Origin of the sequence: Antrihabitans auranticaus, from assembly GCF_016481275.1 — a bacterium.
In the GTDB taxonomy this organism is placed as follows: Bacteria; Actinomycetota; Actinomycetes; order Mycobacteriales; family Mycobacteriaceae; genus Antrihabitans.
Genome location: NZ_JAEMNW010000002.1, coordinates 230220 through 249763, shown reverse-complemented (window position 1 = coordinate 249763; position 19544 = coordinate 230220). Strand labels below are relative to the sequence as shown.

Annotated in this window: 19 protein-coding genes; 7 read left to right on the top strand and 12 right to left on the bottom strand. The window is 64.0% G+C overall.

Annotation, left to right across the window (positions count from 1 at the left end):
- Positions 1 to 35: 35 nt before the first annotated feature.
- From JGU72_RS09110 to JGU72_RS09090, 5 genes are all read left to right on the top strand, one after another.
- Entirely contained in the window at positions 36 to 1364 is a 1329-nt protein-coding gene (locus JGU72_RS09110; RefSeq protein WP_199683495.1) for a PucR family transcriptional regulator, read from the top strand.
- A 126-nt stretch (positions 1365 to 1490) separates the two neighbouring features.
- Positions 1491 to 2408, top strand: a complete 918-nt coding sequence (locus JGU72_RS09105; protein ID WP_199683494.1) for an ACP S-malonyltransferase — start codon at positions 1491 to 1493, stop codon at positions 2406 to 2408.
- Between the two features lie 123 nt (positions 2409 to 2531).
- A complete protein-coding gene (gene acpM / locus JGU72_RS09100; protein ID WP_199683493.1) occupies positions 2532 to 2837 on the top strand; it encodes a meromycolate extension acyl carrier protein AcpM in 306 nt (101 codons plus the stop codon).
- 8 nt (positions 2838 to 2845) lie between these two features.
- Complete coding sequence (locus JGU72_RS09095) at positions 2846 to 4096, top strand: KasA/KasB family beta-ketoacyl-ACP synthase (RefSeq protein WP_199683492.1); 1251 nt, start codon at positions 2846 to 2848, stop codon at positions 4094 to 4096.
- Between the two features lie 93 nt (positions 4097 to 4189).
- Positions 4190 to 5623 (top strand): acyl-CoA carboxylase subunit beta, encoded by a 1434-nt coding sequence (locus JGU72_RS09090; protein WP_199683491.1) that lies wholly within the window; start codon positions 4190 to 4192, stop codon positions 5621 to 5623.
- A 60-nt stretch (positions 5624 to 5683) separates the two neighbouring features.
- Here JGU72_RS09090 and JGU72_RS30665 read toward each other — a convergent pair whose 3' ends face one another.
- From JGU72_RS30665 to JGU72_RS09060, 6 genes are all read right to left on the bottom strand, one after another.
- Positions 5684 to 6253, bottom strand: a complete 570-nt coding sequence (locus tag JGU72_RS30665) for a hypothetical protein (RefSeq protein ID WP_233531821.1) — start codon at positions 6251 to 6253, stop codon at positions 5684 to 5686.
- A gap of 42 nt (positions 6254 to 6295) precedes the next feature.
- Positions 6296 to 6808, bottom strand: coding sequence for a DUF3145 domain-containing protein (locus JGU72_RS09080; protein ID WP_199683490.1), 513 nt, complete (start codon positions 6806 to 6808; stop codon positions 6296 to 6298).
- A gap of 160 nt (positions 6809 to 6968) precedes the next feature.
- Entirely contained in the window at positions 6969 to 7778 is an 810-nt protein-coding gene (locus tag JGU72_RS09075) for a serine hydrolase domain-containing protein (RefSeq protein WP_199683489.1), read from the bottom strand.
- Between the two features lie 42 nt (positions 7779 to 7820).
- A complete protein-coding gene (locus JGU72_RS09070) occupies positions 7821 to 8951 on the bottom strand; it encodes an NDMA-dependent alcohol dehydrogenase (protein ID WP_199683488.1) in 1131 nt (376 codons plus the stop codon).
- 68 nt (positions 8952 to 9019) lie between these two features.
- Positions 9020 to 9556: a DinB family protein gene (locus tag JGU72_RS09065; protein WP_199683487.1), complete on the bottom strand. Its 537-nt coding sequence runs from the start codon at positions 9554 to 9556 to the stop codon at positions 9020 to 9022.
- 76 nt (positions 9557 to 9632) lie between these two features.
- Positions 9633 to 10691, bottom strand: a complete 1059-nt coding sequence (locus JGU72_RS09060) for a phosphotransferase family protein (protein ID WP_233531819.1) — start codon at positions 10689 to 10691, stop codon at positions 9633 to 9635.
- Here JGU72_RS09060 and pabB point away from each other — a divergent pair.
- On the top strand, positions 10690 to 12822 hold the full coding sequence (gene pabB / locus JGU72_RS09055) for an aminodeoxychorismate synthase component I (protein ID WP_307828362.1): 2133 nt from the start codon (positions 10690 to 10692) through the stop codon (positions 12820 to 12822). The two genes, JGU72_RS09060 and pabB, sit on opposite strands and share 2 nt — an antisense overlap.
- Before the next feature lie 23 nt (positions 12823 to 12845).
- On the opposite strand, the gene JGU72_RS09050 is transcribed toward pabB, so the two are convergent.
- Both JGU72_RS09050 and JGU72_RS09045 read right to left on the bottom strand, forming a co-directional pair.
- Positions 12846 to 13262: a hypothetical protein gene (locus tag JGU72_RS09050; RefSeq protein ID WP_199683486.1), complete on the bottom strand. Its 417-nt coding sequence runs from the start codon at positions 13260 to 13262 to the stop codon at positions 12846 to 12848.
- A 95-nt stretch (positions 13263 to 13357) separates the two neighbouring features.
- Entirely contained in the window at positions 13358 to 13879 is a 522-nt protein-coding gene (locus JGU72_RS09045; RefSeq protein WP_199683485.1) for an SRPBCC family protein, read from the bottom strand.
- A gap of 82 nt (positions 13880 to 13961) precedes the next feature.
- On the opposite strand from JGU72_RS09045, the gene JGU72_RS09040 reads away from it, so the two are divergent.
- Positions 13962 to 14981, top strand: a complete 1020-nt coding sequence (locus JGU72_RS09040) for an LLM class flavin-dependent oxidoreductase (RefSeq protein ID WP_233531818.1) — start codon at positions 13962 to 13964, stop codon at positions 14979 to 14981.
- An 8-nt stretch (positions 14982 to 14989) separates the two neighbouring features.
- Here JGU72_RS09040 and JGU72_RS09035 read toward each other — a convergent pair whose 3' ends face one another.
- The 4 genes from JGU72_RS09035 to JGU72_RS09020 are packed head-to-tail and all read right to left on the bottom strand — an operon-like array spanning position 14990 to position 19514.
- Complete coding sequence (locus tag JGU72_RS09035) at positions 14990 to 16027, bottom strand: ferredoxin--NADP reductase (RefSeq protein ID WP_199683484.1); 1038 nt, start codon at positions 16025 to 16027, stop codon at positions 14990 to 14992.
- Between the two features lie 8 nt (positions 16028 to 16035).
- The gene (locus JGU72_RS09030; RefSeq protein ID WP_199683483.1) at positions 16036 to 16884 is read right to left on the bottom strand and encodes an SDR family NAD(P)-dependent oxidoreductase; all 849 of its coding nucleotides are present in this window, start codon (positions 16882 to 16884) and stop codon (positions 16036 to 16038) included.
- Positions 16885 to 16894: 10 nt separating this feature from the next.
- Entirely contained in the window at positions 16895 to 18475 is a 1581-nt protein-coding gene (locus JGU72_RS09025) for a flavin-containing monooxygenase (RefSeq protein WP_374101097.1), read from the bottom strand.
- A 31-nt stretch (positions 18476 to 18506) separates the two neighbouring features.
- A complete protein-coding gene (locus JGU72_RS09020) occupies positions 18507 to 19514 on the bottom strand; it encodes an AurF N-oxygenase family protein (RefSeq protein ID WP_199683482.1) in 1008 nt (335 codons plus the stop codon).
- Positions 19515 to 19544: the final 30 nt, after the last annotated feature.

Here is a 19544-nt window from a genome sequence, read left to right as displayed (position 1 = left end):
GCTCCCCGCAGAAGTGGGGAGCGTAGGTTTCTGTCATGGCCGAGCAACTACCGCCGACCGGGCGCAAGGACGTCGAGCCCAGCTCGGAGACCGAGGTATACCTGCCGGTAGCTGCTCTCTCCCCCGCGCGACAGAATCGCGACCCGCTGCCGGACACTCTGCTGCGGCGCGTGAAGCAGTTCTCGGGCCGGTTGTCGACCGAAGCCGTGACGTCGATGCAGGATCAGCTCCCGTTCTTCGCGGACCTCGATGCGCATCAGCGGGCAAGCGTCCAGATGCTCGTGCAGACAGCCGTCGTCAACTTTCTCGAGTGGCTACAGAATCCGGAAAGCGACATCCGTTTCAGTTTGGACGCCTTCCAGGGGCCACAGGACCTCGCACGCAGGCTGACATTGCGCCAAACCGTGGACATGGTCCGAGTCGCGATGGAGTTCTTCGAGCACTATCTGCCCGCCCTGGCCCGAAACGATCGCCAGCTTGTCGCATTGACGGAGGCGGTCCTGCGCTACGGGCGTGAGCTCGGCTTCGCTGCAGCCTCGGTCTATGCGAGTGCGGCGGAATCTCGCGGCGCGTGGGATACGCGGCTCGAGGCGCTCGTGGTCGACGCCGTCGTGCGCGGCGACACCGGGTCGGACATGTTGTCGCGCGCCGCGACACTCAACTGGGATGCCACCGCCCCCGCCACCGTTCTCGTCGGAACACCGCCGGAGGACCAGGGTGTCCTCGTCGTCGGCCTCATGCACACGATCGCGCAGAAGCACGGCCGGGCCGCGCTCGCGGTGGTGCAGGGTTCGCGTCTTGTGACGGTCGTCAGCGGCGAATTGCACGAGGGCTCGGCGAGCGTCACGTTCCTGACCGACCTGCTCGGCGCGTTCTCCGATGGGCCGGTGGTCATCGGTCCCACCACCCGGACTCTGAGCGCCGCGCATACGAGCGCTACCGAGGCGCTTGCGGGCATGGCAGCGGTCTCCGGGTGGCGCGGGGCGCCGCGTCCGGTCAACGCGGCAGAGTTGCTTCCCGAGCGCGCCTTACTCGGAGATCCGGCTGCTGTGACTACTCTGAACGAGCATTTGGTGATTCCTCTTGTGGCGGCCGGATCAGCCCTTGCGGACACCCTCGATGCGTATCTAGACTGCGGCGGGGCTGTCGAAACCTGCGCACGCGTACTGTTTGTTCATCCAAATACCGTTCGTTACCGTTTGAAACGAATCGCAGAGATCACGGGTCGCGACCCGATGAATCCACGGGATGCATACGTACTTCGCGTCGCCTCAACAGTGGGTCGACTGACGCAAAATCGTAACGATTTGCGAGCTTCTACCTCTTCAGTCACATCTGTCCCATTTGGAGAATTTGGCACGTAACACCCGAGCGTTTCGACCGATGGAGCCTGTTTTCGTGCGACTTTGTTGGAACCAAACAAAACAGCCCCACAAGGTTCATGGTCAACAACATCTCTGATCCGGGGGTGGAGGGTGTTCCCTTAAGACGTGATCGCGTTGCTTGCGCCCGGACAGGGCTCACAGACCCCCGGAATGCTCAGCCCTTGGCTCGAGCTCCCCGGTGCCAGTGAACGACTAGAGCTGTGGTCCAAGGCATCGGGCCTGGATCTTGCTCGCCTCGGTACCACTGCAACGGCCGAGGAAATAACGGACACGTCGATTACACAACCGCTTGTCGTCGCAGCCGCGTTGCTCGCATTCGAAGAACTCGAGTCACGCGGACTGACGCCCAAGACGACCGTCGTGGCCGGCCACTCGGTCGGTGAGCTCGCGGCGGCCGCAATCGCGGGAGTCATCTCGGCAGACGACGCAATACTGCTCGCCGCGATCCGGGGAGCTGAAATGGCCAAGGCGTGCGCGCTGGAAGCCACAGGAATGTCCGCGGTACTGGGCGGCAACGAGGAAGAAGTGCTCGCCCGGCTCGCGGAGCTGGATCTGGTTCCGGCAAACAGGAATGCAGCCGGACAGATCGTTGCGGCAGGTCGGCTCGACGCACTCGCCGAGCTTGCCGCGAATCCGCCGGAAAAGGCTCGGATCCGACCGCTGACGGTGGCAGGGGCGTTCCACACCAAGTTCATGGCACCTGCACAGGACGCTGTGACCGCGGCTGCGGAGAAGATCACCCCACTGGACCCAACTCGCACGCTACTGTCCAACTTCGACGGACAGGCCGTGTCTTCGGGCGCAGATGCCTTGACCAAGCTGGCAGCTCAGGTGACCCGACCGGTTCGCTGGGACCTGTGCACGGCCAGTTTCAAGTCCGCCGAAGTGACCGCACTCGTGGAGTTCCCGCCGGCCGGTGCGCTGGCAGGAATCGCGAAGCGGGAAATGCGTGGAACCCCGATCCTTGCGCTGAAGGAGCCCGGCGACCTAGCCGCCGTCGCAGAGCTTCCAGGGTTCGGCTAGATTGCGCGCGCAGGATTCTGCGCGCAACGCAAGACGCCCAGAGTGCGTCCCGTAGCGCGACCGGTAACTATCGGTCGCAAAAAGTCGACACAACATATGGAACTACAGGAAGGGAGCCATTAAGTGGCCGCCACCGAAGAAGAAATCATTGCCGTTCTCGCCGAGATCATCGAGGAAGTCACCGGCATTGAGCCGTCCGAGGTGACAATCGAGAAGTCGTTCGTCGACGACCTCGACATCGATTCCCTCTCCATGGTCGAGATTGCAGTGCAGACCGAAGACAAGTACGGCGTGAAGATCCCGGACGAGGATCTGGCAAGCCTGCGCACCGTTGGCGACACCGTCAAGTACATCCAGAAGCTCGAGGCCGAGAACGCTGACCTGGCCGAAGAGCTCCGCGCAAAGTTCGATTCCGCTACGGACGAGTGAGCAAAACCGTGACCATTCCTTCCACCAAGAACGGGAACTTCCCCAGTGTCGTCGTGACCAGCATGGCCGCGACGACGTCGATCGCGGGTGACGTCGACGCAACGTGGAAGGGCCTTCTCAACGGCGAAAGTGGCATCGACCTGCTCGATGACCCCTTCGTCGATGAGTACGACCTTCCAGTGCGTATCGGCGGAAAGCTCAAGGTATCGGCAGAGTCTCTGCTCAGCCGGGTCGAGCTTCGGCGGCTGGCTTACGTCGAACGAATGGCCACGGTCCTCGGCCGCGAAGTGTGGCGCAACGCCGGCAGCCCGGAGGTCGACAAGGATCGGCTTGCCGTTGCGATCGGCACCGGGCTCGGCGGTGGCGACGCACTCATCGACTCTGTCGACAAGCTCAAGAACGGCGGATACCGCAAGGTGTCGCCGCTGGCAGTGCAGATGATCATGCCGAACGGACCGTCCGCGGTCGTCGGGCTCGAGCTCGAGGCCCGCGGCGGCGTTATCACTCCCGTGTCGGCGTGCTCGTCGGGATCGGAAGCCATCGCAAACGCCTGGCGGATGATCGTGATGGGTGACGCGGACATCGTCGTGACCGGTGGCGTCGAAGGACATATCGACGCTGTGCCGATCGCCGCATTCACGATGATGCGTGCGATGAGCACCCGCAACGACGATCCGAAGGCTGCTTCGCGTCCGTTCGACAAGGACCGCGATGGGTTTGTGTTCGGCGAGGCCGGCGCACTGATGGTGCTGGAGTCCGAGGAACATGCCCGTGCCCGTGGCGCGACGATTCACGCTCGCATTCTCGGCGCAGGCATCACGTCCGACGGATTCCATCTGGTCGCACCGGATCCGACGGGCCGCGGCGCAGCACGCGCCATGACCCGCGCAATCCAGACCGCGGGCTTGACGAAGGCAGACATCACGCACGTCAACGCCCACGCAACGGCTACCCCGATCGGTGACACCGCCGAAGCCAACGCCATCAATCTGGCGGTCGGCAACCACGCTTCGGTGTACGCACCGAAGTCGGCACTCGGTCACTCGATCGGCGCTGTGGGTGCGCTCGAGTCGGTCCTGACAGTGCTCAGCATCCGCGAGGGCATCGTCCCTCCGACGCTGAACCTGGAGAACCAGGATCCGGAGATCGATCTCGACGTCGTGCACGGCGAACCTCGCCGTGGCGAAATCGAGTACGCAATCAACAACTCGTTCGGTTTCGGCGGGCACAACGTCGCACTCGCCTTCGGTCGGGCATAACCCCGACAACGAGAAGCTCGACCCGGGCGCAGGCCGCTAACGCCGCCTGCGCCCGGACACCGCCCGCTCCGGGCGCACTTCGAGGAGGACGCGATGACTGTCTTGGCCCCCGCTGCGAAAGCGAATACAGCCACCGACCCGCGTGACCCTCTTGCCAGGCTGCAGCGTTTCTTCGACGCCGGCTCTGTGAAACTACTGCACGCTCGCGACCGTTCTGGTGTGCTTGCGGCCATCGGCGAGGTCGATGGAGTCCGAACCGTCGCCTACTGCTCCGACGCAATGATCATGGGTGGCGCGATGGGCGTCGACGGTTGCCGACACATCGTCGCTGCGATCGATACAGCTATCGAACTCGAGATACCGGTCGTCGGACTGTGGCATTCGGGTGGTGCCCGGCTCGCCGAAGGCGTCGAGGCTCTGCATGCGGTCGGTCTCGTTTTCGAGGCGATGGTCCGCGCATCCGGCCACGTCCCCCAAATTTCCGTCGTGCTCGGCTTTGCCGCGGGCGGCGCCGCGTACGGACCTGCCCTCACCGACATCGTGATCATGGCGCCGGAGGGCCGCGTCTTCGTGACGGGTCCGGACGTCGTTCGCAGCGTCACCGGTGAGCAGGTCGACATGGCATCGCTCGGCGGGCCCGACACGCACACCAAGAAGTCCGGCGTAGCTCATATCGCTGCCGACGACGAGGAAGACGCATTGCATCGCGCGCGTCGCCTCGTATCGATGTTTGCCGACCAGGGCAGTTTCGACCTGGTTGCGGCGGCGCACGGCGACGCCGACCTCAAAGCGATGATGCCGCCTTCGGCGCGGCGCGCATACGACGTCAAACCGATCGTGCACGAACTCCTCGACAACGTCGACGGTGAGTCGAGCTTCGAAGAGCTGCAAGCTAATTGGGCCCGCAGCATCGTGACCGGCCTAGGCCGGATGGCCGGCCGGACGGTCGGCGTGATCGCAAACAACCCGATCCGGCTCGGCGGCTGCCTGAACTCGGAGAGCGCCGAAAAGGCGGCCCGGTTCGTGCGGATGTGCGACGCGTTCGGCATTCCGCTCGTCGTGATCGTCGACGTCCCCGGTTACCTGCCCGGCGTCAGCCAGGAGTGGGAAGGCGTGGTCCGCCGCGGAGCGAAGCTGCTGCACGCGTTTGCCGAGGCCCGAGTCCCCCGCGTCACGCTCGTCACGCGCAAGATCTACGGCGGCGCCTACATCGCGATGAACGCACGAGCTCTCGGTGCCACCGCGGTGTTTGCGTGGCCGGAATCCGAAGTAGCCGTCATGGGCGCGAAAGCCGCTGTCGGCATCCTCCACAAGCGCGCACTTGCCGCGGCGCCCGAGGAAGAGCGCGAAGCTCTTCACGACCGGCTGGCGGCCGAACACGAGGCCATCGCGGGCGGCGTCGGTCGTGCGGTGTCGATCGGCGTGGTCGACAAGATCATCGATCCGGCGAAGACCCGGAGCGTGATCACAGCAGCACTCGCGGAGGCACCCGCCCGCCGCGGTCAGCACAAGAACATCCCGCTCTGATCAAGACTTGAAACAAGAGAAGGCCCCCTTTCCAGGGGGCCTTTTCGTGTTCGATGCCGATTACTTGTTTACCGCTGACTCGTTCTCCGCGTTGTCGGCCGCTTCGTCTTGTGCGTCGTCGGTTGCCTCGCCGGAGGTGCCGTCCTTGTCGTCATCATCGTTCGCGTCGCCACGCGTCTCCGGATCGGTGATGTTGCCGTCGTCATCGAGCCAGTCGGCGATAGCCGTTCCCGACACCGTGCCGTCGGTGCCCGGTAGGACGACGGACTCGCGCGCGTCGGGCTGATACTTGGTGTCGAGATACTCCGCGTTTTCCTTGGCCTTCTCGCGTGCATCATCGTCCAGTTCGGGCTCTTCGGTCCGCTCACGGTCGTCCTCGGAGTCCTTTTGGTCCTGCGGCTTCACATCGGACACGTCGATGTTCTCGAGGTCGACGTGCACCGCGCCCTCTTCCAGATCGACCTCGGGCTCCCGGACAGTGCCCTCTGTGGGCCCTTCGTTCGACTTCTCGCCTGACTTCGCGTCGCCGGAGTCGGACTGCGAACTCTCGGACGAGCCGGAAGACTGTGACGAAGTGTCGGGCTCGTCGTTTTCGGACGTTCTGGCTGCTTCCGCTCCGTCAGTTTTCATACGAAACGTGTTCCCATTCCCGGCCGGGTCAAACCTTGCGCATCAGCCGACGTCGCGTCGCAACCACGTGACCTCGGCGCCCTCGCTACCGCTGCGATAGGACTCCAGAGCGTCGTCCCACGCGGTACCGAGTGCGGTGTCGATCTCGGTCAGGAAGCTGTCGCGGCCGTTCGCGAGCATCGCTTTCAGCCGCATCTCGCCGATGACCACATCGCCGTTCGCGCTCGTCGAGCCGCGCCACAGGCCGAGGCCCGGAACGAAGCTGAAGCGTTCGCCGTCGACACCTTCGCTCGGGTCTTCGGTGACTTCGAACCGCAGCATCGACCACGAGCGCAAGGCGTTCGCGATCCGCGCGGCTGTGCCGACGGGTCCGACCCAGTTGCTCGTAGCTCGCTGCATCCCGCCATCGGCAGGCTGCGCGGTCCATTTCAAGTTCGCCCGCGACTCCAATGCAGCCGTGAGCGCCCATTCGACATGCGGGCACAGCGCAGCTGGCGACGAGTGGATGTACACCACTCCAGTCGTCGCGTCTGCGAACTGGTTCAAAGCGCGCACCTCAAACACCTCCGGCTTCGACAAGGGACGTCTTCCCCAACGACCTCTGCCAAGTCCAGGACTGTCTTCGCGAGCGATGCTTCAGTGTACTAGTGTGCCTTGTGTTGCCCTTGTTGCGCTAGTGCAGTGACCGGCGTGTTTATCATGAAGCCCGGATCATTCACCCGAATTCGGCGATCACGGTGTCGCTGACGTCCGGCCACGCAACCTTGGCCCAATCGCCGAAGGCCCGATCGCTCAAGCCCACACAGGCGAGAGTCGATTCCGGGTCGACCCACAGGAAGGTTCCCGACTGACCGAAGTGGCCGAAGGTCCGCGGCGAATTGGACTCACCGGTCCAATGCGGAGATTTGTTGCCTCTGATTTCGAATCCGAGACCCCAGTCGTTCGGGCGCTGCTGGCCGAAGCCTGGCAGGATCCCCGCGAGACCCGGATACTGCACGGTCGTGGCGGCACGCAGTGTCGGCTCCGAAATCAAGCTGGGCGAGAGCAGTTCGCCCGCGAATCGGGCGAGGTCGCCCGCGGTGGATTCCGCCGCATGCCCGGCGGGACCGGTCAGCGCCGAACTTGCCATCGCGAGCGGCACGAAAACCGCTTCGTGCAGGTACTCGGCAAACGGAATGGTCGACTCGTACTCGATGAAGCCTGCGAGGACCTCGAAACCTTCACTGGAGTAGATGCGCCGCTCCCCCGGCGGGGCTTGCACCCGGTTCTGGTCGAACGCCAGACCCGACGCGTGCGCGAGCAGGTGCCGGACCGTCGAACCAGCCGGACCCGCCGGCTGGTCGAGTTCGATCGCGCCCTCCTCGATTGCGACGAGGGCACCGTAGGCGACCAGCAGCTTCGTCACCGAAGCGAGTGGATAAACACGATCCATGTCGCCATACGAGTCGAGCACTCCGCCTTTCCCGACGACGGCGGCCGATGCGTTGTCCACCGGCCATTGGCGCACCTGATCGAGAGAAGTCACCAACACAGCCTAGGAGGCGCGCTACCCCACTCGCGCGCGCCTCTAGCGGTCGGCGTCGGTGTACTTGATGATTCCGCGAATGTTGCGGCCTTCGAGCATGTCCTTGTAGCCCTGGTTGACCTCTTCGAGTGAGTAGGTCCTGGTGACCATGTCGTCGAGGTTCAGCTGCCCCGACTTGTAGAGCCGCAGCAGTCGCGGGATGTCCTTGCGCGCGTTGCCGCCACCGAAGATGGCGCCCTGAACCCGCTTCTGCAGCATCGCAAGCAGGAAGTTGTTCTGCTTGACGTCGAAATCCACCATGTGACCCATCGCGGTGACGACGCAGGTCCCGCCCTTACTGGTGAGCGTCAACGTCGGCTCGACGATCTCGCCGTGCATTTCGCCGACGGTGATGATCGTCTTTTCACACATCCGGCCTTCGGTCAGTTCCATGATCGGCACGATCGCCGATTCGACGTTTTCGAAGGCATGCGTCGCGCCGAACTTCAGTGCCTGCTCACGCTTCCAGGCGAGCGGGTCGATTGCGATGACGTTCGTCGCTCCCGACAGCACCGCGCCCTGCAGCGCGCTCATGCCTACGCCACCGATTCCGACGATCGCGACGGAGTCGCCCGGCATCACGTTGGCGACGTTGGTCGCCGAACCGAATCCGGTCGGCACACCGCAGCCGACAAGGCAGGCGACCTCGAACGGCACACTGGGATCGATCTTCACAACGGACGTGTGATGGACCGTCATGTACGGCGAGAATGTGCCGAGCAGGCACATGGGAATGACGTTCTGACCGCGCGCCTGGATCCGGTAGGTGCCGTCGCTGATAGAAAGACCCGACAGCAGTCCAGCGCCGAGATCGCAGAGCGCCATCTGACCGCTCACGCACGCCGGACAACGGCCACAGGCCGGGATGAACGACAGGACAACGTGATCCCCGACTGCGAGGTCGGTTGGAACCCCCGGACCGAGCTTCGTGATGATGCCCGCACCCTCGTGCCCGCCCATGACGGGGAAGGCCGGCATCGGGGTCGCGCCTGTCACGATGTGGTGATCCGAGTGGCACATGCCAGCGGTTTCGAGCTGGATCTGTACCTCACCGACGACCGGTTCGCCGATCTCGATTTCCTCGACCGACCACTCTTGGCCGAGCCCCCACAGGACCGCGCCTTTTGTTTTCATTCCAACGCCTTTCGTGTGCCCCACCACTGTGTGATGGGAGCCACAATACGGCAGAACTGGAACACGTTCTAGTGGGGGCCTCCCCTTTGGCCCGCGACGTCGTGCCGGTGATGGATCACGTCGTGAACGAAGTAGCGCGCAAGCGACTCCACCGTGAACTGCGAGCCGTTGCTTCGCAGCGCTGTCCGCGACCGGTCGGCGGAGGCGACCGCGCCGTAAGCGCTCGCCGCCCGCTCCGCCGCCGCCATGAGTTCGACCGCGATCGTTTCGGGATCCTGCTCGCTGTACCGGTCGGCGATGGCCGTCGCATCCTGATCCCAGTTCGCGAAGGTCGGATTGTTCTGCGCGAGAATAAGTTCCAGGCGCTCGGTGAAGATGCGGAACACGTCGCGGACGTGCGCGGCGTATTCGAGTGCGGACCAGGTCGCTTCATCCGGACGAACCCGAACATCCTCGCGCGCGAGCACTGTCGGCCACGACCGCGCGTTGTCGAGAATCAGCGCCGGAATGTCCTCGTAGGCCGGCGCGCCCGAATCGAACGAACATTCCGGGCAGGGCTGCGCGAGAACCCAGGTCCAGTCCTTGGAATCGGGCACGATTGTCATTGCCTCAGAATAGGTTTCGCGGTACTCCCGGGCCACCAACAAACAGCCAGTGGCCCACGATATCGAGACATTTCTGCTACACGGCGAGAGCAGCGGCCCGCTCGAAGAGATGCAGAGTCAGTGTGTGCAGCATGTCGCCGACCGGTTTGGGCGCCTTGCCGGCGAAGACCCGCGCATGGGTGCCCTCGAGAACGATGCCGAGTTTGAAGCACGCGAGGACGGTGTACCAGTCCATCGCGCTCAGGTCACGGTCGGACCGTTCGCCGTAATGGGCGATCAGTTCCTTCGGTGTGGGGAGTCCGCCCGCCGCATTCAGCGCGCCGACCAGTGAGCCTCCGACGACTGATCCATCCGGCCAGGTCGCGATCAGCCAACCTAGATCCAGCAGCGGATCACCGATCGTGGACATCTCCCAGTCGACGAGCGCAGCCAACTCGGGTCCGTCGTTGCGGAACATCATGTTGGCCAGATGGCAGTCGCCGTGCAGGATGCCCGGTCGCCATTCTGTCGGACGGTTGCGCTCCAGCCAGTCAGCGACGCGGTCCACCCCCGGAATCTCCGGTCCCGGATAGCCGGCATTGCTGCTGTAGGACTCCAACTCCCCCAGCCATCGCGGTACTTGACGTTCGAGGAAGCCTTCCGGCTTGCCGTAATCGGCGAGCCCGATCTTCTCGTAGTCGACGGCGCCGAGCTGAGCGAGCCCGGCGGCCGCCGACAACCCCATGCCGTGCCGGACCTCCGCGTTCGACGAGTGCAGTTCGGGCAGTCCCGTCGCGGGGCTGAAGCCGTCGACCGGTTCCATCAGGTAGAAGACCGCGCCACCGAGAACCGACTCGTCCGTGCAGGCCGCGATCAGGCGAGGCGCAGGGACGTCCGTGTCGTTGAGGGCTTCCAGCAGCCGGGACTCGCGTCGCAGCACCTCGTTGCTCTTGGCCCGCAGGTGTTTGGGCGGGCGTCGAAGGACGTAATCACGGCCACCGCGGGTGAAGCGCAGCAGAATGTTCTGGGTGCCTCCGCCGATCGGTTGCACGTTCTCGAAGTCGCCGCCGGTCAGGCCCTGGCCTGCCATCCATTCGCCGACGATCGCGAAGTCGACAAGGTCCCGGTCCACATTGGCCGGCTGCTCAGTTGACATGGCGCCAATTGTGCCGGATGCCGGAACCGGACACCCACGCGACGTCTGGGAAGATTCCAGGGTCACCGGACAGAAGGCAGGCATGCGGACGCTGCTGATCGACAACTACGACTCGTTCACCTACAACCTGTATCAACTTCTCAGCGTGGTGAACGGGACGTCGCCGACCGTAGTTCGCAACGACGAAGCCGCCGACCTCGATCTGGACTCGTTCGACAACATCGTGATATCGCCAGGACCGGGCCATCCCGCTGTGCCCCGTGACTTCGGTATTTCGGCCCAGATCATCCGGCGATCGCGCGTGCCGCTGCTCGGCGTCTGCTTGGGCCATCAAGGCATCGTGGTCGCGGAGGGCGGAACCGTCTCGCGCGCACCGACTCCCCGGCACGGCTATCTCGAAAGAATCCGCCACGACGGTCGTGAACTGTTCGCGGGCCTGCCGCAGGACTTCACCGTCGTGCGCTACCACTCGCTCGCCGCCGACCTGCCGCTACCGGATTCCCTGGAACCGACCGCGTGGTCGTCGGACGGCGTTGTCATGGCGCTGCGGCACCGCGAAAGGCCGCTGTGGGGCGTGCAGTTCCATCCCGAATCCATAGCCACAGAATTCGGCGAGCAGCTCCTGGCGAACTTCGCGAAGCTGACGAAGGGGCCTGCGGCCCCCGTTCGCGGTTGGCGAGTCCCTGGACTCGCCAACCGCGCACAGGCGACATGTCGCCTGAATGTCGACGTGATCGATCGCGCCGTCGATACCGAAGCTGCGTTCGACCGCCTCTATTCCACTGCAGCGCAAGCTTTCTGGCTGGACAGCGAGCACGTGGAACCGGGCCTGGACCGGTTCTCCTTCATGGGCGACGCGGCCGGTCCGCTCGCCGAACAGGTCAGCTACCGGACCGGTGACGAATGCGTATCGGTCACCTCCGCAGCCGGTCAGCGAGCACTCGTGCCGGGCAGCATCTTCGACTACCTGTCGGCGCAGCTACGTGAGCGTCGCGTCGACAATGCCGCGCTGCCTTTCGATTTCACCTGTGGGTACGTCGGATACTTCGGTTACGAACTGAAGGCGGAATGCGGTTCGCCGAACCGGCACGAAGCGCAGAATCCGGACGCACAGTGGCTCTTCGCCGACCGCATCGTGGCAGTCGACCATCAAGACGACAAGACCTACCTCCTCGCACTCGACGACAGGCGCGAGGACGGACCCGCCGGCCGATCCGCAGCATGCGAATGGCTTGCGCGGACACGCTCAGCTCTGGACGACGTCGCCTCGTGGACGAACCCGCCACCGCTGCGCAGGACGTCCGACCACGCCGTCGCGGAAAAGTTGCTGACGCGAGACGAAGCGCGCTACCGCGCCGATATCGAGGCGTGCCAGGCGCATCTGCGCGCGGGCGATTCGTACGAGATCTGCTTGACGAACAGCGCGCGGGGCGAGACGGCTGTCGCCGGCATCGACGTCTACCGCATTTTGCGCCGCGCCAACCCCGCTCCGTACGCGGCGTATCTCCGCCTCCCTGGCGTCGAGGTGGCGTGCTCGTCGCCCGAACGCTTCCTGAAAGTCGACCGTGCCGCAACTGTGGAGAGCAAGCCGATCAAGGGCACCGCCCGGCGCGGACTATCCGCAGCCGAAGATGACAGGCTTCGCGCAGAGCTGTTGTCGAGCAGTAAAACTCGTGCTGAGAACCTGATCATCGTCGACCTCCTGCGCAACGATCTGGGTCGCGTGTGCGAGATCGGCTCCGTCCACGTACCGAAGCTGATGGCGATCGAGTCCTACAGCACGATGCACCAGTTGGTGTCGACGGTGCGGGGCCGCTTGGCTCCTGGTGTCGATGCAATCGACTGTGTCCGTGCGTGTTTCCCCGGCGGATCAATGACGGGGGCTCCGAAGCTGCGCACGCTCGAGATCATCGACGCGTTGGAAACCGAAGCGCGGGGAATCTATTCGGGCGCAATCGGCTTTCTCGGCCTGAACGGTACAGCCGATCTCAACATTGTTATCCGCACGGCGGTGCTGACGGAAGGCGCCTGGCATATCGGCGCTGGAGGCGCGATCGTGCTCGACTCCGACGCCTCGGAAGAGTACGAGGAGATGGTTCTGAAGCTGCTGGCGACTTTGCGCGCGCTCTGATCCTGCGACCCGCGCGCTTCGATTCAGTGGCGGCCGCGTGGCTTGGGCGGCTTGGTCACGGGCGCGGGTTCGTCGTCGAAGCTGACACCGGTGATGCGGCCCAAGGTGTCGACGCCGGGTAGGCGCGCCAAGAGTTTGCGAACGTCCTCGGCAGTTGCGGCCAATTGCTCGAGCCGCGGCATGATGCGGTCGAGCGTCGCAAACAGTGGGTCGGCGAGCGACAACGTGCGGTCCAGCCGATCGACCGTCCTGTTGAGACGTTCGACGGTCACCGCGAGACTTTCGAGCGTATCCGGCAGCTGCGCGGCCAATTGCGCCGACGCTTGCGGCGTACGGACCGCCGTGTCGAAGGCACTGGCCGCCACAGCTTGAGCGGCTTCGACGGCGGACTGCGCAGCACGCAGAATATCCGTCGGATTGGGAACCTTAGGGCTCGTCATTTCACTTACTTTGCCGCAACTGGCCGTCTCGTGCACCAACTTCGGCAAACGAGAATGCTACTTGTTCGCTGTGCGCCCGTGCGGCAATACCGTGTTCACCGTTCGTTCGCCGGTCGGGGCTGAACTCGCCCCCCAAGTTGCGTCTTGATTCCCGCGAGATTCGCTCGCATCCCGACTTCCCATTCTTCGAGGCGGCGGGCGATGATGCGCGCCTCTTTGTCCGGCATCGATGCGATCGCGAGACTGAGGCCCGATGGGCCCGGACCCATCCGTGCCCACTGCCGGACGATCACACCGTCTCGTCCGGGGTCGATCTCGAAGCCCCAGGTTGCCCCGACGTAGTCCGGCCCGCCCACGGTCCACACCCAGCGGCGCTCGTCCTCGATCTCGACTACCTCGCACTCGACTTCCCATTCACCCATGGACGCGTGGCGATTCCGGCCCCGAAAGCGTGCTCCGACCCGAATACCTTCCTCCGCACCGACCCACTCGACCGACTGAAGTTCGGACGAGTATCTAACGGGCAGTTCGATATCCGTGACGAGCGCCCATACCTCGGCGGGAGTACCCGAGATCTTTTCCGACACTTCGACGGTCGGACAATCGCGATAGCGCACGGCACTCCTGAGGGCCTCGTTCCACACAGAATTATGCGAGATAGCATAACATCGTCGACGACCGTGACTGAGGAGCGTGCGCATGCAGATCGGTGCCATGATCGAACCGCGGCTACCCGGTGCGGTCGACTTCGCTGTCGAAGCAGAACGAATCGGCGTCTCGTCATTGTGGGTTCCGGAAGTCTGGGGCTACGACGCGCTGACCGGAATCGCATACCTTGCGGCCAAAACGTCGACGATCCGGCTCGGGACCTTCGTCGTCCAACTCGGCTCACGCACACCGGCATTGCTCGCGACCTCCGCGCTGAGCCTCGAGGAACTCTCCGGCGGCCGATTCGACCTCGGCATCGGCGTCTCCGGTCCGCGCGTCATGGAAGGCTGGCACGGGGTGCGGTTCCGCAAGCCGGTGCAGACAACGCGCGAGACCATCGAGATCATCCGCACGGTGTGCCGGGGCGACCGTCTCGAGCACAGCGGCGAGATCTATCCACTCCCCTTGCCGGACAGTGCAGGACGCGCACTTCGGCCGCTCGTTCGACCCGATCACGTTCCTGTCTACATCGCGGCCATGGGTCCCGCGAACCTGCGCCTCACCGGCGAAACCGCGAACGGGTGGCTCGGGAACGCCTTCATCCCGGAGTCCGCCGAAACGTTCCTTGCCCCCATCCGCGAGGGTGCCGAATCGGTGGGCCGCGCCCTGAGCGATATCGACCTCGTCGCACCGGTCGCGGTGGAGTTCACCGCAGACGAGGCGGCGACAGCTGCCGCGTCCCGCCGCCATGCCGACGGGTACGCATTCACGATCGGCTCGATGGGTGCCGGGGGCCGCAACTTCTACAACGACGCATTCACGAGGCTGGGCTATGGTGCCGCGATCACGACCGTTCGCGAACTGTGGGAAGCCGGCGACCACGAGGCGGCACGCCGCGAAGTGCCGTTGGATCTAGGCGCGCTCACCAACCTCCTCGGTACGCCCGACCTCTTGGCCGAGCGCATTCGAAAGTACGAGGATGCAGGAATAACTACACTTCTCGCCAAAGTAGACGGCCCCTACGACGAGCAGCTCGACACACTCACCAAGCTGCTGTCGCTCGTGAACTGACGTTCCGGCTACTGGTCGAACGCGATGTCGAGGCGGTCGCTGACTGGCACGGCCTGGCACGCAAGCGTGAGGCCGAGTGCCAGATCCGCATCGACGAGGGTGTCGTTCTTCAGCATCCGGACCTCGCCCGACCGCACAGTGCAGGCACACGCACTGCATTCACCCGCTCGGCACGAATAGGGCGCATCGATGCCCCTGGCCAGCAGTACATCGAGCAGCGGGGTCTCCCGCGGCCAGTCGACCTCCATACTCCGCCCGTCGATTGCGACGGTCGCCGTGGCAGATTCGGCGTCACCGGCGTTCGGCACCGAGATGTCGGCGAACGGGTCACCCGTCAGAGACTGGAATTTCTCGACGTGTACATGCTTGTCCGGTGTCCCGATCTCGCGCAGAGCCGCGCGACACACCGCCATGAACGGCGCTGGACCGCACACGAATGTGTCGTAGTGCTCGTAGGTCAGGAGCAACTCGCTCAGTCCGTCGACCGTCGGCAGACCTCGTTCGGATGCCAGCCAGTGCACGACCTGAAACCGGTCCGGAAATTCGACGATCATCTCGGCCAGTTCGGCTCCGAAGATCACTGCTCCGGCCTCCGCATTCGCGTAGATCAGATAGACCGTCCCGGTACCACCGAGCAACGCCGACTTGGCGATCGACATGATCGGGGTAATTCCACTGCCGGCCGCGAGCAACAACAGGTCAGCGTCGAGCGACTTCGGGACGAAGACCCCCGATGGCCGCAGCACGCGCAATGCCGTGCCGACGGCAACGTTGTCGCACAGCCAGTTCGAGGCATAGCCGCCGGCCGTGCGTTTCACTGTCACGATCAGTTCGTCGTCGAGGTGCGGCGAACTCGACAACGAGTAACACCGAGCAACCGAACCGGTTCTTTTGCTCGGTATCTCCAACGTCAGAAACTGCCCGGGGTGATACCGGAAGTCGTCGACGAGCCGGTCCGGGACCGTGAAGACAAGCGATGCCGCCTCGTCGGTCTCCTTGATCACCTCGACGACTTCCAGCGTGTGCACATGAGCGTTGCGTGACATCGCAATTCCTAGATGTCGATGCCGAAACGTTCGGCAGTTCGACGGCCGAGCCGGTACAGCGGAACGCCGAGATCTTCGTACCGTGGCCCGACAACCCGTGGAATGAGATCGAATCCGCGGGCGTCGGGTCCGATGAGTACCCGCGCCTTGTTCTTCTCGACGCCTTTCAGAATGATGCGAGCCGCCGCGTCCGGGCTGGTCAACGCAATCAACTGAAATCCCTTCCGCACGGTCTCGGTGTCGACTCCCTCCGGAATCCCGCGGGCGTTCACGGCGATGTTGGTCTTGATGCCGCCGGGATGTACACAGGTCACGCCGACTGGATGCCGGGCGATCTTCATCTCCTGGCGCAGCGCCTCCGTGAATCCCCGCACCGCGAATTTCGCTGCGTTGTAAGCGCTTTGCGACGGTATACCCATCAGGCCGAAAACCGACGACACGTTGACGACGTGCCCGTCACCGGACTCGATGAGGTCGGGCAGAAACGCCTTGGTGCCATGCGCGACGCCCCAGAAGTTGATGTTCATCAACCAGTCGAAGTCGGCCCATTCCATGTCCACGACGTCGGCGTTCAGCGCGACCCCTGCGTTGTTGAACACCAGGTTCACCCGGCCGAACTCACCTCGGACGGCCTCGGCATGCGCGTAGACGGCGGCCCGGCTGGCGACGTCGAGCTCGAACGGAATTGCTTTGGCGCCGAGCTTCTCGCATCTCCCGGCGGTGTCTGCGACTGCTGCGGTGTCGATGTCGGACAGCGCGAGTTCCGCGCCGCGGCCGGCGAGATCCAATGCGAGGCTGCGACCGATTCCCGAGCCCGCACCCGTGATCACAGCAACTTTGCCTTCGAAGTTCTTCATCTGCGTTCCTCTACACGTTCGCCGGGAGAGCTTGCGGTGGAAAATCTGCTGCGGGCACTGTCGAGCGGACCGCAGGCCGGGGGCGCTTGCCGATCAGCTCGTACTCGGAAAGGTCGACGCGCCGTGTCTGCAGCCAGTACTGCCAGGTGAATCCTGCCCACAGCGTCCGGTTGTTACCGTGCTCATCGAGGTACCAGCTCTTGCAGCCACCGCTGTTCCAGACCGAACCGGCGAGGTCGCGCTGCAGACTTTCGTTGAAGCGGTCCTGCGCCTCCCGACGCGGTGCCAGCGCAGCGACGCCGTGCGCGTCGACGAGCTCGATCGCCTGGATCACATAGTGGATCTGTGACTCGATCATGAACACGATCGAGTTGTGCCCCAAGCCGGTGTTCGGTCCGAGGAGAAAGAACGCATTCGGTACGCCCGCCACTGTGATGCCGCGGTGCGCCTGCACACCCTCCTGCGTCCACCGGTCCGTCAGGTCCTCGCCGTCGCGACCCTTGATGCTCAGGTTGGTGAACGAATCGATGACGTGAAAACCGGTGCCGTAGATGATGGCGTCGACTTTGTGTTCGACGCCGTCCTTTGTCACAATGCCGTCCGTCGTGACGCGCTCGATCCCCTCGGTGATCAGTTCGGTTTTGGGATTGTCGATGGCGCGGTAGTAACTGTTCGACCCGAGCAGGCGCTTGCAGCCCGCCCGGTAGTCCGGTGTAACCTTCTCGCGCACAATGGGATCGGAGATCTGTCGGCGAATGTGGCGGCGGCCGGCCCACTCGATGCCCTTGAGCAGTCCGGGCCGCTTGTTCATCGCGTAGGCGCCCGACTCCGCCGTCCAATAGATCCCGTTGCGCAGCGCGAACCGCAACCCAGGGACCCGCCGCAATGCGCGTTGGAAGCCCTGCGGGAAGTCGACGTTGGAGCGCGGGAGCACCCATGGCGCAGTGCGCTGGAACAACTTCAACTCACCGACGCGGTCGACGATCTCCGGGACGAATTGTATTGCGCTGGCACCTGTTCCGATCACGGCCACGCGCTTGCCCGTGAGGTCGAAGTCGTGGTCCCACTGCGCGGAATGGAATGCGGCACCCGCGAATTCCTCGATCCCCGCGAGTTGCGGAATGCTCGGAATATGCAGCGCGCCGATCGCCGATACGACGAACTGCGCGATGTACTCGTGGCCGTCCGAAGCATATGCGTGCCAGCGGTTCTCGGCTTCGTCCCAATGTCCGCGCGTCATGTGCTGACCGAAGCGGATATGTGGACGAAGTCCGTACTTGTCGGCAACGCCCTTGAGGTAGTCGAAAATCTCGGGCTGCCGCGAAAACAGCTGTGACCAATCGGCGCGCGGCTCGAACGAGTACGAGTACAGGTGTGTCGGCACGTCGCACGCCGCGCCCGGATAGGTGTTGTCGCGCCAGGTGCCGCCCACCTCTCCGGCCTTCTCCAGGATCACGAAGTCGTCGATTCCCGCCTTCTGGAGCGCAATTCCCATGCCGAGACCCGAGAATCCACTACCGATGATCAGGACCCGGGTGTGAATGGGCGCCGAGACGTCCGGTTGTTGGACCGATTTCTTCTTCTGTGCCACAGTGCATTCCGTTCTGTTATGGCTGGTGAGGTCAGCTTGCGATGGATGTGCCGCGATCGAGCTCGGCGAGGATGTCCTCCGGCACCGAGCGGGAAAGCTTGAACAGGCGCCGTGTCACGGCGCCGTCGAGCAATCCGACCTCATGGCCGAAGCGCAGTAGCGGTTCACCGGCAAAGGTCGCGTTGACGCGGTAGTTGGGCGATGTCATCGCGGCCAGGAAACCCTCGAGCGGGCTGATGCCGACGCAGCGATAGACCAGCGGGTTCACGAGCACCGGATACACACCGAGCACCATCACCGCGAAGACGAAGCGGTGGAACGCATTCGAGACCTTGCCGCGAGCTTCGATTGCCCGAACGAGTTCCTCACGAGCGTACGTGATGTGGCGTGCCTCTTCGAGGACATGGATCTTCATCAACTGCCGCATGTGTGGCTGCACGTCGGGATCGTTCATCGCCTCGCGCTGCAGCCGGTCGAGCAACTCTTCGATCAAGAGCGTACCGGCGTACGACGAAGGCCCGATCGGAATCAGGCCTGCGAGCCGGAAGAACTTGCGCGCCGCCTTGGGCATCAGATAGGGCTTCACGCCGGTGATGTTGACGAGCCGACTGAACATCGTGGAATGTCTTGTCTCCTCGCCGATTTCAGCGAGTGCGTAGCGAGAGTGATCATCGACGAGGCCTTCGCTCTCCATGATTCCGCGAAGTAGAATCGTGGACAGACCGGATTCCGCATAGATGCCGAAACTGAGCACGCTCGCAGCCTCGTGCTTGCCGAGTTCGTTGCGCTGCTCCTGGGTCAGCTTGTCCCACAGCTTGGTGCCGTACAGCGATTGCCGGTGCTCCGGCATCCACTTCTTGTCCGGATCGACAGGTGCGTCCCAGTCGATGTCGAGTTCGCCGTCGTAGGACCGCTCAGCGGTCGAGCGCAGCAGGCGCTGAGCTGTTTTCTGCCGATCACCTACGGTCTTGCGACGTACTGTCGACGCGCCGGCTGTCGTGACGACAGGCCTTCGTTCGCTCATGGACTCCGCGGTCATGACATCCACTCCTTTCGGTTCGGCCCAACC